The organism is Enterobacter sp. T2, assembly GCF_010692925.1.
GTDB classification, from domain to species: domain Bacteria; phylum Pseudomonadota; class Gammaproteobacteria; order Enterobacterales; family Enterobacteriaceae; genus Enterobacter; species Enterobacter kobei.
This window is the reverse complement of sequence record NZ_CP048736.1, coordinates 4657014-4670700: the sequence shown is the minus strand read 5'-3', so window position 1 is coordinate 4670700 and position 13687 is coordinate 4657014. Positions and strand designations below refer to the sequence as shown.

Genomic DNA, 13687 nt, shown 5'->3' with positions numbered 1-13687 from the left:
TTTTCTTAACCTGAACGACGACGATTACGCGGCGCGCCTGAACGACGCGGGCCATTGCCGGAGCGTGGGCGTGTAAGACGCTTAGGCGGCGGCAGTTCGCTTAACAGCGCTTCCGGATTGTATTTGCTCTGCGGAATCGAGTGACCGATGTACGTCTCAATGGCTGGAAGATTCAGCGCATACTCTTCACACGCAAGGCTGATTGAGTGGCCGCTCGCACCCGCGCGACCGGTACGACCGATACGGTGTACATAGTCTTCGCAGTCATCCGGCAGATCATAGTTAAAGACGTGCGTAACGGCAGGAATGTGCAAGCCACGCGCTGCCACGTCGGTTGCGACCAGAATATCGAGATCGCCACGGGTAAATTCGTCGAGGATACGCAGGCGTTTTTTCTGTGCAACGTCGCCAGTGAGCAGGCCCACACGGTGACCGTCTGCAGCCAGATGGCCCCAGATGTCTTCACAGCGGTGTTTGGTGTTTGCGAAGATAATGGCGCGGTCCGGCCACTCTTCTTCGATCAGCGTTTGCAGCAGACGCATTTTCTCTTCATTAGAAGGATAGAAGAGCTCTTCTTTAATGCGATGACCTGTTTTCTGCTCAGGCTCGACTTCCACGTATTCGGCGTTGTTCATCTGTTCAAACGCCAGTTCACGCACACGGTAAGAGAGGGTGGCAGAGAACAGCATGTTCAGACGCTGATTGGCCGGCGGCATGCGGCGGAACAGCCAGCGGATATCTTTAATGAAGCCCAGATCGTACATACGGTCGGCTTCATCAAGCACCACAACCTGGATTGCGCCGAGGTTGATGTGGTTCTGTTTGGCGTAGTCGATAAGACGGCCAGTGGTACCAATCAGGATATCCACGCCGCTTTCCAGCACTTTCAGCTGCTTATCGTAGCCGTCACCGCCATAGGCCAGGCCAAGCTTCAGACCGGTAGCCTGTGCCAGGGGTTCAGCGTCTGCGTGGATCTGTACCGCCAGTTCTCGCGTCGGGGCCATAATGAGCGCGCGCGGCTGGTTAACTTTGCGGTCTGCAATCGCTGGGTGAGAAAGTAAATAATGAAACGTTGACGTTAAAAACGCCATCGTTTTGCCGGTACCGGTTTGCGCCTGCCCTGCAACATCGCGACCGGCCAGCGTCAGCGGCAGTGCGAGAGCCTGAATGGGCGTGCAGTTATGAAACCCTTTAGTTTCAAGGGCTTCAATCACTTTTGGGTGCAGGGCGAAGTCGGAAAACTTCTGTTCTGTTAAATGTGTTTTGCTCATAGTGTGGTAGAATATCAGCTTACTATTGCTTTACGAAAGCGTATCCGGTGAAATAAAGTCAACCTTTAGTTGGTTAATGCGACATCAACACGTCGTTGGTGTAGACAAAACCAACGTACCAGGCTTATTCCTGTGGAGTTATATATGAGCGATAAAATTATTCACCTGACTGACGATAGTTTTGACACGGACGTACTTAAGGCTGACGGGCTGATCCTCGTCGATTTCTGGGCTGAATGGTGTGGTCCTTGCAAAATGATCGCTCCGATTCTGGATGAAATCGCTGACGAATATCAGGGCAAACTGACCGTTGCCAAACTGAACATCGACCAGAACCCGGGCACCGCACCAAAATACGGTATCCGTGGCATCCCGACCCTGCTGCTGTTCAAAAACGGCGAAGTGGCGGCGACCAAAGTGGGCGCGCTGTCCAAAGGTCAACTGAAAGAGTTCCTGGACGCTAACCTGGCGTAAGGTTTCTCCGCTGCGCGTCCAGAGCACCCGGCTAAATGATGTGGAACTCTGGACGCCCGGCTTAAGTCGTGCTAAGTTAGCTATGACTTCGTTTTAAACATATCTGTTGTTTGAATCTTGTTTTACCCGATACTTCCCCTTGTTGACATCAACAGTGCGAGAAGTGGCTAAATTCCGGGCTTGTCACTCAATCCGTCTTGTCGTTTCAGTTCTGCGTTCTTTCCCTGTGACCAGACAGCGAACAGACATGAGATGATGGCCGCTAAACAGGCATGGATGACCCTGCCATACCATTCACAACATTAAGTTCGAGAATCACCCCGAGTTTAAGAACCCACACCATTATGAATCTTACCGAATTAAAGAATACGCCGGTTTCTGAGCTGATCACTCTCGGCGAAAATATGGGGCTGGAAAACCAGGCTCGTATGCGCAAGCAGGACATCATTTTCGCCATCCTGAAGCAGCATGCTAAGAGTGGCGAAGATATCTTTGGCGACGGTGTGTTGGAGATATTGCAAGACGGATTTGGTTTCCTCCGCTCTGCAGACAGCTCCTACCTCGCCGGCCCTGACGACATCTACGTATCCCCCAGCCAAATCCGCCGTTTCAACCTCCGCACTGGTGACACCATTTCAGGTAAGATTCGTCCTCCTAAAGAGGGTGAACGCTACTTTGCGCTGTTGAAAGTCAATGAAGTTAACTTTGACAAGCCAGAAAACTCACGTAACAAGATCCTCTTTGAGAACTTAACGCCTCTGCACGCGAACTCTCGCCTGCGCATGGAGCGTGGTAATGGTTCAACGGAAGACTTAACCGCGCGTGTTCTGGATTTGGCATCGCCAATTGGTCGCGGCCAACGTGGTCTGATCGTGGCACCGCCAAAAGCGGGTAAAACGATGCTGCTGCAGAATATCGCGCAGAGCATCGCCTATAACCACCCAGACTGCGTGCTAATGGTACTGCTGATTGACGAACGTCCGGAAGAAGTGACCGAGATGCAGCGTCTGGTTAAAGGTGAAGTGGTTGCTTCTACCTTTGACGAACCCGCCTCTCGTCACGTTCAGGTCGCGGAAATGGTTATCGAGAAGGCGAAACGCCTGGTTGAGCACAAGAAAGACGTGATCATCCTGCTCGACTCCATTACCCGTCTGGCACGTGCTTACAACACCGTGGTTCCGGCTTCCGGTAAAGTACTGACCGGTGGTGTGGACGCCAACGCCCTGCACCGTCCGAAACGCTTCTTCGGTGCGGCACGTAACGTCGAAGAGGGCGGCAGCCTGACCATCATCGCAACGGCGCTGATCGATACCGGCTCCAAAATGGACGAAGTGATTTACGAAGAATTTAAAGGTACAGGTAACATGGAACTGCACCTTTCTCGTAAGATCGCTGAAAAACGCGTCTTCCCGGCAATCGACTACAACCGTTCCGGTACCCGTAAAGAAGAGCTGCTCACTACCCAGGAAGAGCTGCAGAAAATGTGGATCCTGCGCAAAATCATCCATCCAATGGGTGAAATCGACGCAATGGAATTCCTCATTAACAAACTGGCGATGACCAAAACGAACGACGATTTCTTCGATATGATGAAGCGCTCGTAACGTAAATAAAGCCTGTAAACGCCACGTTTTTACGTGGCGTTTTTCTTTTATGGATTATACGCTAGTACCATCTACTCCCAATTTTGACCGGTCAGTGCGACAATAAGATAATTCGCACAGTAAAAACATTAATAGCTTGAATAATAAGCAAATGGAATTGTAAGAGGTTTGCTTTATAACTTCAGGCTCAGCGCCTTGATGGTTATACTTCCTTGACTAACATTTGTTGAGAACATCCATTGTGAACCTACTTGATACGTTTACTGAACTAACCAGTATTTTCTTATTTACCACCTGCTTTTTGTTTCTGGCTCGTAAGGTGGCAAAATACCTGGGATTAGTGGATAAACCTAACTTCCGTAAGCGGCATCAAGGCATGATCCCTCTGGTTGGGGGAATTTCTGTTTTTGCAGGTATCTGCTTCACTTTTGCAATAGCTGATTATTACATTCCCCACGCCCGGTTGTACCTGGCATGTGCAACCGTTCTCGTCGTGGTCGGCGCTCTTGACGATCGTTATGACATTAGCGTCAAGATCCGTGCCTTCGTTCAGGCTGCTGTAGCCATCACCATGATGACATTCGCAAAGTTGCACCTGAGTAGCCTGGGTTATATTTTTGGCCTCTGGGAGATGGAGCTCGGCCCATTCGGTTATTTCCTGACGCTTTTTGCTGTGTGGGTTGCGATTAACGCATTTAACATGGTTGACGGTATTGATGGATTGCTGGGAGGACTGTCCTGCGTCTCATTTGCCGCAATAGGTTTCATTTTATGGTTCGACGGGCAATACAGCCTGGCTATGTGGTGTTTTGCCATGATTGCGGCGATCCTGCCATATATCATGTTAAATCTTGGCGCACTGGGTCGACGCTACAAAGTATTCATGGGCGATGCGGGTAGCACGTTCATCGGCTTTACTATCATTTGGATCTTGCTGGAAACCACTCAGGGTGACGTGCATCCCATTAGTCCTGTAACGGCATTGTGGATTATTGCCATCCCGTTAATGGATATGGTCGCGATTATGTATCGCCGGCTTCGTAAAGGGATGAGCCCTTTCTCTGCTGACCGTCAGCACATTCATCATTTGATCATGCGAGCCGGATTCACTTCCCGGCAGGCATTTGTGCTAATTACACTGGCGGCTGCTATTCTAGCGGGGATTGGTGTGACGGCGGAATATACACATTTTGTGCCTGAGTGGGCTATGTTGGTATTGTTCTTGCTAGCTTTTTCTCTCTATGGCTACTGCATTAAGCGCGCATGGAAAGTCGCGCGATTCATTAAACGTCTTAAGCGCAGGATGCGTCGTAACAGTGGCAAAAACACAACATTAACTAAGTAAAACCGGGACTATGATGACTCAACCGTTGGCGGGAGCGAAATCAGTGGTAACTGAGAATGAACTGGATATTCGGGGTTTGTTTCGCGTGTTATGGGCAGGCAAACTTTGGATTGCGGGGATCGCGCTGGGGTTTGCACTGTTAGCGCTGGCCTACACATTCTTTGCAAAACAGGAGTGGAGCGCCACGGCAATCACAGACAGACCAACGGTTAACATGCTCGGGGGGTACTATTCCCAGCAGCAATTCCTGCGAAACCTGGATATTAAAGCCAATCTCGCGACGCCGGACCAGGCTTCCGTTATGGATGAAGCCTATAAAGAGTTTGTGATGCAACTGGCCTCGTGGGATACACGCCGCGATTTCTGGTCCCAGACGGATTACTACAAGCAGCGTCGGGTTGATAACACCAAAGCCGATGCCGCGCTGCTGGACGATCTGATTAACAATGTTCAATTTATGCCGGGTGATGCGCTGCGTAACGTCAACGACAGCGTCAAGCTGATTGCAGAAACCGCGCCGGACGCCAACAATCTGTTGCGTCAGTACGTCGCGTTTGCCAGCCAGCGTGCCGCAAGCCATCTTAATGAAGAGCTGAAAGGCGCATGGGCAGCCCGCACAATCCAGATGAAGGCGCAGGTCAAACGCCAGGAGGAAGTGGCAAATGCCATTTTCGCCCGACGCATACATAACATTGAACAGGCGTTGAAAATTGCGGAGCAGCACAATATTTCCCGCTCTGAGACGGATGTCCCGGCAGATGAATTGCCTGACTCTGAAATGTTCCTGCTTGGTCGCCCAATGTTGCAGGCGCGTCTGGAAAATCTGCAGGCCGTTGGCCCTGATTTTGACCTCGACTACGATCAAAATCGCGCGATGCTGAACACGCTTAATGTCGGTCCCACGATGGACCCGCGTTTTCAGACCTATCGTTATTTGAGAACACCTGAAGAACCTGTAAAACGCGATAGTCCGCGCCGTGCATTCCTGATGATCATGTGGGGGATTGTGGGTGCACTCGCTGGTGCTGGTGTTGCGTTAACGCGTCGTCGCGCAAACTAAGAACGCCGTTTACGATGAAGGCCAGGGCCTTCATCGTCTAATCGAAGAGAATCGATGTGAAAGTACTTACCGTATTTGGCACCAGGCCGGAGGCCATTAAGATGGCGCCTCTGGTACATGCGCTGGCCAGCGACCCTGATATTGAAGCGAAAGTCTGCGTTACGGCCCAGCACCGTGAGATGCTCGACCAGGTCTTAACGCTCTTTTCCATCGTCCCGGATTACGACCTCAATATTATGAAACCGGGACAAGGATTGACGGAAATAACCTGCCGCATACTGCAAGGTCTCAAGCCGATCCTGGAGTCATTCCAGCCCGACGTTGTTCTGGTACATGGCGATACCACGACGACGATGGCAACAAGCCTGGCCGCTTTTTACCAGCGTATTCCCGTCGGCCATGTTGAGGCGGGCCTACGTACCGGCAACCTTTATTCGCCGTGGCCAGAAGAGGCCAACCGTACGCTTACCGGCCATCTGGCGATGTACCATTTTGCCCCTACCGAGAATTCGCGTCAGAACCTGCTGCGCGAAAATATCGCCGACAACAAAATTTTTGTGACCGGCAATACGGTCATTGATGCGTTGATTTGGGTACGCGATCGCGTCCTGGCAAACAGCGATCTGCAGAAAGCGCTCGCAGCCCGCTATCCATTCCTGAATAACGGCAAAAAAACCATTCTGGTCACAGGCCATCGTCGCGAAAGCTTTGGCCGGGGTTTTGAGCAAATCTGTCACGCGCTGGCTGAAATTGCGGCGCAGAACGTCGATGTACAGATTGTCTATCCGGTCCACCTCAATCCTAACGTCAGCGAGCCGGTCAACCGCATCCTTGGCCATGTTGAAAACGTCCTGCTGATTGAACCGCAGGACTACCTGCCGTTTGTCTGGCTGATGAACCATGCCTGGCTGATCCTCACCGATTCCGGCGGCATTCAGGAGGAAGCACCGTCCCTCGGCAAGCCGGTGCTGGTGATGCGTGAAACGACTGAACGCCCGGAAGCGGTTAAAGCGGGTACCGTGCGTCTGGTCGGTACTGACGCGCAGCTCATCGTCGAAGAGGTGACGCGACTTCTGCATGATGATGACGCATATCAGACAATGAGCCGGGCCCATAATCCGTACGGAGATGGCCAGGCTTGTGGTCGTATTTTGCATGCACTTAAACACAATCGGGTATCGCTATGAGTTTTACTACCATCTCTGTCATTGGTCTTGGCTACATTGGCCTGCCCACCGCGGCGGCGTTTGCCTCTCGTCAGAAACAGGTTGTCGGTGTGGATATCAATGCCCGGGCGGTGGAAACCATTAACCGCGGCGAAATTCATATTGTTGAGCCCGATCTGGACCGCGTGGTGAAAGAGGCCGTTGACGGCGGCTTCCTGCGTGCCAGCACGACGCCAGTGGAAGCGGATGCGTACCTGATCGCCGTCCCGACGCCTTTTAAAGGCGAGCACGAGCCCGATATGGTCTACGTCGAGGCGGCAGCGAAATCCATTGCCCCTGTGCTGAAGAAAGGGGCGCTGGTGATCCTGGAATCGACCTCGCCAGTGGGCGCCACCGAGCAGATGGCGCAGTGGCTGGCCGACGCGCGTCCCGATTTAAGCTTCCCGCAACAGGCGGGAGAGCAGGCGGATATCAACATCGCCTACTGTCCGGAGCGAGTGCTGCCGGGCCAGGTCATGGTTGAGCTGATTAAAAACGATCGCGTTATTGGCGGTATGACCCCCGTCTGCTCGGAACGTGCCAGCACCCTGTACAAAATTTTCCTCGAAGGCGAATGCGTAGTCACCAACTCCCGCACCGCTGAAATGTGCAAGCTGACGGAAAACAGCTTCCGTGACGTGAATATCGCCTTTGCGAATGAGCTGTCGCTGATCTGCGCCGATCAGGGGATTAACGTCTGGGAATTGATTCGCCTGGCGAATCGCCATCCGCGCGTGAACATTCTTCAGCCGGGCCCGGGTGTGGGTGGACACTGTATCGCCGTCGATCCGTGGTTTATCGTGGCGCAGAATCCGGCGCAGGCGCGTCTGATCCGTACCGCGCGCGAAGTGAACGACAGCAAACCTCACTGGGTGCTCAACCAGGTCAAAGCCACAGTAGCCGATTGTCTGGCAGAGAGCGGCAAGTGTGCCAGCGAGCTGAAAATCGCCTGCTTTGGCCTGGCGTTTAAACCCAATATTGACGATTTGCGCGAAAGCCCGGCAATGGAAATTGCCGAGATGATCGCCGGATGGCACAAGGGCGACACGGTGGTGGTTGAGCCGAATATCCATGAACTGCCGGCTAAACTGGCGGGGCACTGCACGTTGACGACCCTTGATGACGCGCTGGCAACGGCGGATGTGCTGGTGCTGCTGGTGGATCATAAAGAGTTTAAAGCGACGTCTGGTGATACCGTGCATCAACAGTATGTCGTTGATACCAAAGGCGTCTGGCGTTGAGTGAACTCCACGGCGTGCTTGAATCCCTTGAATGGGAAAGCACTTTTTTTGCACTCCCCTCGGCGATAGTGCGCTTGCGTGAGGATGCGCCTGCTCTGCAGGAAGCTGACTTCAGCGCCTGGCAGCGCGTGCAGGCTAAGATCCCGGCGGACCGCGCCGATTGGCTTGATGTGCTCCAGCAACACGGTTTTCAGCTGGTTGAAGGTGAGGCAGACCTGTCTATTGCCCTTACCCGACACGATGCGTGCGGGGCGGAACTTGCAACGGAACAGGATATCCCTGTATTACGCCAGATGGCGGCTAAGGCATTTGCTCAGAGCCGCTTTCGTGCGCCCTGGTATGCACCTGATGACAGCGGACGCTTCTATGCCCAGTGGATTGAGAATGCGGTCAAAGGCACCTTTGACCACGTCTGTCTGGTGTGTCGTGCCGCGGACGGTCAGATACAGGGATTCGTTTCGCTGCGTAAGCTCAACGAGCGCGAGGCGCGTATTGGCTTATTAGCCGGACGCGGTATGGGGGCAAAACTCATGCAGGCGGCGCTGCACTGGGCGCAGCAGCAGCAGAGTGTGACGCTGCGGGTGGCTACCCAAATGGGCAACACTGCCGCGCTTAAACGTTATATTGCGAGTGGTGCCAACATCGACGCCACCGCCTACTGGTTATACAGGTGACAAGATGATTCCATTTAACGCCCCCCCCGTCGTCGGTACGGAACTCGACTATATGCAGTCTGCCATGGGCAGCGGCAAACTTTGCGGTGATGGCGGTTTCACCCGTCGCTGTCAGCAGTGGATGGAGCAGCGTTTTCGCAGCGCTAAAGTGCTGCTGACCCCGTCCTGTACGGCATCGCTGGAAATGGCGGCACTGCTGCTGGATATCCAGCCCGGCGATGAAGTGATCATGCCGAGCTATACCTTTGTCTCCACAGCAAATGCGTTTGTCCTGCGCGGAGCAAAAATCGTCTTTGTGGATATCCGCCCGGATACCATGAACATTGATGAGACGCTGATTGACGCGGCGATCACCGACAAAACGCGGGCGATCGTGCCGGTTCACTACGCGGGCGTAGCCTGTGAAATGGACACCATCATGGCGATCGCCAAAAAACACAACCTGTTTGTGGTGGAAGATGCCGCTCAGGGTGTGATGTCCACCTACAAGGGACGCGCGCTGGGCACTATCGGCCACATTGGCTGCTTTAGTTTCCACGAAACGAAAAACTATACGGCGGGTGGAGAAGGTGGCGCGACGCTGATCAACGACCCGGCGCTCGTGGAGCGTGCGGAAGTGATCCGTGAAAAAGGCACCAACCGCAGCCAGTTCTTCCGCGGGCAGGTGGATAAATACACCTGGCGCGATATCGGCTCAAGCTATCTGATGGCGGATCTGCAGGCGGCATATCTGTGGGCACAGCTGGAAGCGGCGGAGCGGATTAACCTTCAGCGCCTGTCCCTGTGGCAAACCTATTACGATGCACTTGAACCGCTGGCAAAAGCCGGGCGTATCGAGCTGCCAACTATTCCGGCTGATTGCGTTCACAATGCCCACATGTTCTACATCAAGCTTCGGGATAACGACGATCGCAGCCAGCTCATCGCCTGGCTGAAAGAAGCCGAAATTATGGCTGTCTTCCACTACATTCCGCTACATTCGAGCCCGGCAGGCGAGGCGTTCGGGGTGTTCGCCGGTGAAGACCGTTACACTACAAAAGAAAGTGAGCGTTTGCTTCGCTTGCCACTGTTCTACAACCTCGCGCCAGTTAACCAGCGTACGGTGATTAATACCCTTCTGAGTTATTTCGGCTGATATGTCTCTGGCAAAAGCATCGGTGTGGACCGCCGCGTCCACGCTTGTAAAGATTGGCGCCGGACTGCTGGTCGTCAAGCTGCTGGCCGTCTCATTCGGTCCTTCAGGCGTCGGGCTGGCGGGGAACTTCCGCCAGCTGGTGACCGTCCTTGGCGTGCTGGCCGGGGCTGGTATCTTCAACGGTGTGACCAAATACGTTGCTCAGTATCATGATGATGCGGCACAGCTTCGCAGGGTCGTCGGCACCGCGTCGGCGATGGTTACCGGGTTTTCGACCCTGCTGGCTATCGTATTTTTGCTCGCGGCGGCCCCCATCAGTCAGGGATTATTTGGGCACACCCAGTATGAGGGGCTGGTGCGTCTGGTCGCATTGGTTCAGATGGGTATTGCCTGGGCAAACCTGCTGCTGGCATTGATGAAAGGCTTTCGTGATGCTGCCGGGAACGCGCTTGCGTTAATCCTGGGGAGCGTCATCGGCGTGATTGCCTATTACTTCTGCTACCGCCTGGGTGGCTATGAAGGGGCACTGCTCGGGCTGGCGCTGGTTCCGGCGCTGGTTGTCGTTCCTGCCGCGTTTATGCTGATGCGTCGGGGCGTTATCCCTCTGAGCTACCTCAAACCGCAATGGGACAAAGTGCTTGCCAGCCAGTTGGGTAAATTTACCCTGATGGCGCTCATCACTTCCGTCACGCTGCCGGTGGCTTACGTGATGATGCGAAACCTGCTGGCGGCGCATTATAGCTGGGATGAGGTAGGGATCTGGCAGGGCGTAAGCAGTATTTCCGACGCCTACCTACAGTTTATTACGGCTTCCTTTAGCGTTTATTTGCTGCCAACCTTATCGCGTCTGACGTCCAGGCAGGATATTACCCGTGAGATTTTCCGCTCGCTGCGCTTTGTGCTTCCCGCCGTGGCGGCGGCCAGTTTTACCGTCTGGCTATTGCGCGATGTCGCCATCTGGCTGCTTTTCTCAGCGAAGTTTACCGCCATGCGCGATCTGTTTGCCTGGCAACTGGTGGGCGATGTGCTGAAAGTGGGGGCTTACGTTTTCGGCTACCTGGTGATTGCGAAAGCCTCGCTGCGGCTGTATATCCTGGCGGAGATAAGCCAGTTTGGGTTACTGACGGCATTTTCACACTGGCTGATACCTTCGCATGGTGCGCTGGGGGCGGCTCAGGCCTATATGGCAACCTATATCGTTTATTTCGCTGCCTGTTGCGGCGTATTTTTATTGTGGCGTAAACGCGCATGACTGCACTGATTCACATCCTGGGATCGGATATCCCACACCATAACCAGACCGTTTTGCGGTTCTTTAACGATGAACTGGCACCGGGTAACCCTGATGCACGTGAGTTTATGGTTGCAGGTCAGGATAAGGGCCTGAGCGAGGCATTTCCGGCGCTGACTCTTCGCTTCTGGCCGGACAAGGCCGCGCTGGCGAAGGCGGTCATTGCCAAAGCCAAAGCGAATCGCCAGCAACGTTTCTTTTTCCACGGGCAGTTCAATACCGGCCTGTGGCTGGCCCTGCTCAGCGGGGGAATCAAACCTTCCCAGTGCAGCTGGCATATCTGGGGGGCGGATCTCTACGAAGTCTCACGCGGCTGGAAATTCCGCCTTTTCTATCCCCTTCGCCGGATGGCACAGGGCAGGGTGGGCTGCGTTTTTGCCACCCGTGGCGATCTCAACTATTTTGCGAAACAGCATCCGAACGTGCGCGGTGAGCTAATCTATTTCCCAACCCGCATGGATCCGGCGCTAAATACCCTGGCGAATGACACGGTTCGTGAAGGCAAGCTGACGATTCTGGTGGGAAATTCAGGCGACCGCAGTAACGAGCATGTTGCCGCGCTGCGGGCGGTACACCAGCAGTTTGGCGACACGGTGAACGTGGTCGTGCCGATGGGTTATCCGGCCAATAACGACGCCTACATCAACGAGGTTCGCCAGCAGGGTCTTACGCTTTTTAGCCCTGAGAATCTTCAAATCCTCAGTGAAAAGCTGGCGTTTGATGAATACCTTATGCTGCTAAGAAAATGCGATCTCGGCTATTTTATCTTTGCGCGTCAGCAGGGGATAGGTACGTTGTGTCTGCTGATCCAGGCGGGGGTGCCGTGCGTGCTCAACCGTGACAACCCATTCTGGCAGGATATGGTTGAACAGCATATTCCGGTGCTGTTTACCTCCGATACGCTGAATGTCGAGGTGGTACGGGAAGCACAACGCCAGCTCACGCTGGTGGATAAAAACAGTATCGACTTTTTCAGCCCGAACTATCTCACGCCGTGGCACCGTGCGCTGCGTATCGCGTCAGGAGAGAAAGCATGAGTCAGTTGCAATTCAGCGGCTTACTGGTTGTCTGGCTTCTGAGCACGCTGTTTATCGCCACCCTCACCTGGTTTGAATTCCGCCGGGTGCGCTTCAACTTTAACGTATTCTTCTCGTTACTGTTTCTGCTGACCTTCTTTTTCGGCTTTCCGCTGACCAGCATTCTGGTCTTCCGGTTTGACGTGAGCGTCGCGCCGCCGGAAATCTTGCTCCAGGCGCTTCTGGCGGCGACCTGTTTCTATGCGGTTTACTATGTCACCTACAAAACGCGGCTGCGTTCAGCCAGGGCCACTGCATCACGCCGGGCGCTCTTTACTATGAATCGTGTGGAGACCCACCTGACATGGGTGATATTAATGGCTATCGCCCTGGTCAGTGTCGGGATCTTCTTTATGCATAACGGCTTCCTGCTGTTTAAGCTCAACTCCTACAGCCAGATTTTTTCGGCTGAAGTTTCGGGCGTGGCGTTAAAGCGATTCTTCTACTTCTTTATCCCGGCGATGCTGGTGATTTTCTTCCTGCGACAGGACAGTAAAGCGTGGCTGTTCTTCCTGGTCAGTACCGTCGCGTTCGGTATCCTGACCTACATGATTGTGGGCGGTACGCGCGCCAATATCATCATCGCTTTCGCTATCTTCTTGTTTATTGGCATCATCCGCGGCTGGATCTCGCTGTGGATGCTGGTGGCGGCAGGGGTGTTTGGCATTGTGGGGATGTTCTGGCTGGCGCTGAAGCGCTACGGGATGAACGTGGCGGGCGATGAGGCGTTTTACACGTTCCTCTACCTGACGCGCGATACCTTCTCGCCGTGGGAAAACCTGGCCTTGCTGCTGCAAAACTACGACAAGATTGATTTCCAGGGGCTTGCGCCGATTGTTCGCGACTTCTATGTCTTTATCCCGAGCTGGCTATGGCCGGACCGCCCTGGCGTGGTGCTCAATACCGCGAACTATTTTACCTGGGAAGTGTTGAACAATCATTCGGGTCTGGCGATCTCGCCAACGCTGATCGGCTCCCTGGTGGTAATGGGCGGCGGCTGGTTTATCCTGCCCGGTGCGGTTGTCGTAGGGCTGATTATTAAATGGTTCGACTGGCTTTACCTGCGCGGTATTGAAGAGACGAACCGCTACAAAGCGGCCATTTTGCACAGTTTCTGCTTTGGTGCCATTTTCAATATGATCGTACTGGCGCGCGAAGGCCTGGATTCATTCGTTTCGCGCGTGGTGTTCTTCATGGTCGTTTTCGGCATCAGCCTGTTACTGGCCAAATTGCTGTACTGGCTGTTTGACAGTGCAGGGCTTGTGCACAAGCGCGGGCAACAGGGCAGCACAACGCTGTCGCAAGTTTAAG

The 13687-nt window shown here is 53.9% G+C and carries 12 protein-coding genes; 11 read left to right on the top strand and 1 reads right to left on the bottom strand.

All coding sequences use genetic code 11. The features are described 5' to 3' along the window. Positions 1–5 precede the first annotated feature (5 nt). On the bottom strand, positions 6–1271 hold the full coding sequence (rhlB, locus tag G0034_RS22350) for an ATP-dependent RNA helicase RhlB (protein WP_014885670.1): 1266 nt from the start codon (positions 1269–1271) through the stop codon (positions 6–8). A 144-nt stretch (positions 1272–1415) separates the two neighbouring features. On the opposite strand from rhlB, the gene trxA reads away from it, so the two are divergent. From trxA to wzyE, 11 genes are all read left to right on the top strand, one after another. Beyond that, positions 1416–1745, top strand: coding sequence for a thioredoxin TrxA (gene trxA, locus G0034_RS22345; protein WP_006179218.1), 330 nt, complete (start codon positions 1416–1418; stop codon positions 1743–1745). Between the two features lie 344 nt (positions 1746–2089). Next, entirely contained in the window at positions 2090–3349 is a 1260-nt protein-coding gene (rho, locus tag G0034_RS22340) for a transcription termination factor Rho (protein WP_008501566.1), read from the top strand. Between the two features lie 241 nt (positions 3350–3590). Further along, the gene (wecA, locus tag G0034_RS22335) at positions 3591–4694 is read left to right on the top strand and encodes a UDP-N-acetylglucosamine--undecaprenyl-phosphate N-acetylglucosaminephosphotransferase (RefSeq protein ID WP_014885669.1); all 1104 of its coding nucleotides are present in this window, start codon (positions 3591–3593) and stop codon (positions 4692–4694) included. Between the two features lie 13 nt (positions 4695–4707). After that, entirely contained in the window at positions 4708–5754 is a 1047-nt protein-coding gene (wzzE, locus tag G0034_RS22330; RefSeq protein WP_014885668.1) for an ECA polysaccharide chain length modulation protein, read from the top strand. 56 nt (positions 5755–5810) lie between these two features. After that, entirely contained in the window at positions 5811–6941 is a 1131-nt protein-coding gene (gene wecB, locus G0034_RS22325) for a non-hydrolyzing UDP-N-acetylglucosamine 2-epimerase (RefSeq protein ID WP_014885667.1), read from the top strand. Beyond that, a complete protein-coding gene (gene wecC / locus G0034_RS22320; protein ID WP_179121274.1) occupies positions 6938–8200 on the top strand; it encodes a UDP-N-acetyl-D-mannosamine dehydrogenase in 1263 nt (420 codons plus the stop codon). Before wecB ends, wecC begins: the two co-directional genes overlap by 4 nt. Continuing rightward, positions 8197–8874 carry a dTDP-4-amino-4,6-dideoxy-D-galactose acyltransferase gene (gene rffC / locus G0034_RS22315; protein ID WP_094166603.1) on the top strand — a complete coding sequence of 226 codons (678 nt, stop codon included), beginning with the start codon at positions 8197–8199 and terminating at the stop codon, positions 8872–8874. The genes wecC and rffC overlap by 4 nt, the downstream gene beginning before the upstream one ends. 4 nt (positions 8875–8878) lie before the next feature. Continuing rightward, entirely contained in the window at positions 8879–10009 is a 1131-nt protein-coding gene (gene rffA, locus G0034_RS22310) for a dTDP-4-amino-4,6-dideoxygalactose transaminase (protein WP_014885664.1), read from the top strand. Between the two features lies 1 nt (position 10010). Beyond that, positions 10011–11261 carry a lipid III flippase WzxE gene (wzxE, locus tag G0034_RS22305; protein ID WP_014885663.1) on the top strand — a complete coding sequence of 417 codons (1251 nt, stop codon included), beginning with the start codon at positions 10011–10013 and terminating at the stop codon, positions 11259–11261. Next, complete coding sequence (locus tag G0034_RS22300; RefSeq protein ID WP_014885662.1) at positions 11258–12337, top strand: TDP-N-acetylfucosamine:lipid II N-acetylfucosaminyltransferase; 1080 nt, start codon at positions 11258–11260, stop codon at positions 12335–12337. Before wzxE ends, G0034_RS22300 begins: the two co-directional genes overlap by 4 nt. Further along, positions 12334–13686: an ECA oligosaccharide polymerase gene (wzyE, locus tag G0034_RS22295; RefSeq protein WP_045135417.1), complete on the top strand. Its 1353-nt coding sequence runs from the start codon at positions 12334–12336 to the stop codon at positions 13684–13686. The genes G0034_RS22300 and wzyE overlap by 4 nt, the downstream gene beginning before the upstream one ends. The last annotated feature ends 1 nt before the right edge of the window (position 13687 follow it).

What these genes read in the sequence shown, in the direction of transcription:
- wzxE (WP_014885663.1), top strand. Translation starts at nt 10,011, where the DNA reads ATGTCTCTGGCAAAAGCATCGGTGTGGACCGCCGCGTCCACGCTTGTA.
- rffA (WP_014885664.1), top strand. Translation starts at nt 8,879, where the DNA reads ATGATTCCATTTAACGCCCCCCCCGTCGTCGGTACGGAACTCGACTAT.
- trxA (WP_006179218.1), top strand. Translation starts at nt 1,416, where the DNA reads ATGAGCGATAAAATTATTCACCTGACTGACGATAGTTTTGACACGGAC.
- G0034_RS22300 (WP_014885662.1), top strand. Translation starts at nt 11,258, where the DNA reads ATGACTGCACTGATTCACATCCTGGGATCGGATATCCCACACCATAAC.
- wecC (WP_179121274.1), top strand. Translation starts at nt 6,938, where the DNA reads ATGAGTTTTACTACCATCTCTGTCATTGGTCTTGGCTACATTGGCCTG.
- rhlB (WP_014885670.1), bottom strand. Translation starts at nt 1,271, where the DNA reads ATGAGCAAAACACATTTAACAGAACAGAAGTTTTCCGACTTCGCCCTG.
- rho (WP_008501566.1), top strand. Translation starts at nt 2,090, where the DNA reads ATGAATCTTACCGAATTAAAGAATACGCCGGTTTCTGAGCTGATCACT.
- wzzE (WP_014885668.1), top strand. Translation starts at nt 4,708, where the DNA reads ATGACTCAACCGTTGGCGGGAGCGAAATCAGTGGTAACTGAGAATGAA.
- wzyE (WP_045135417.1), top strand. Translation starts at nt 12,334, where the DNA reads ATGAGTCAGTTGCAATTCAGCGGCTTACTGGTTGTCTGGCTTCTGAGC.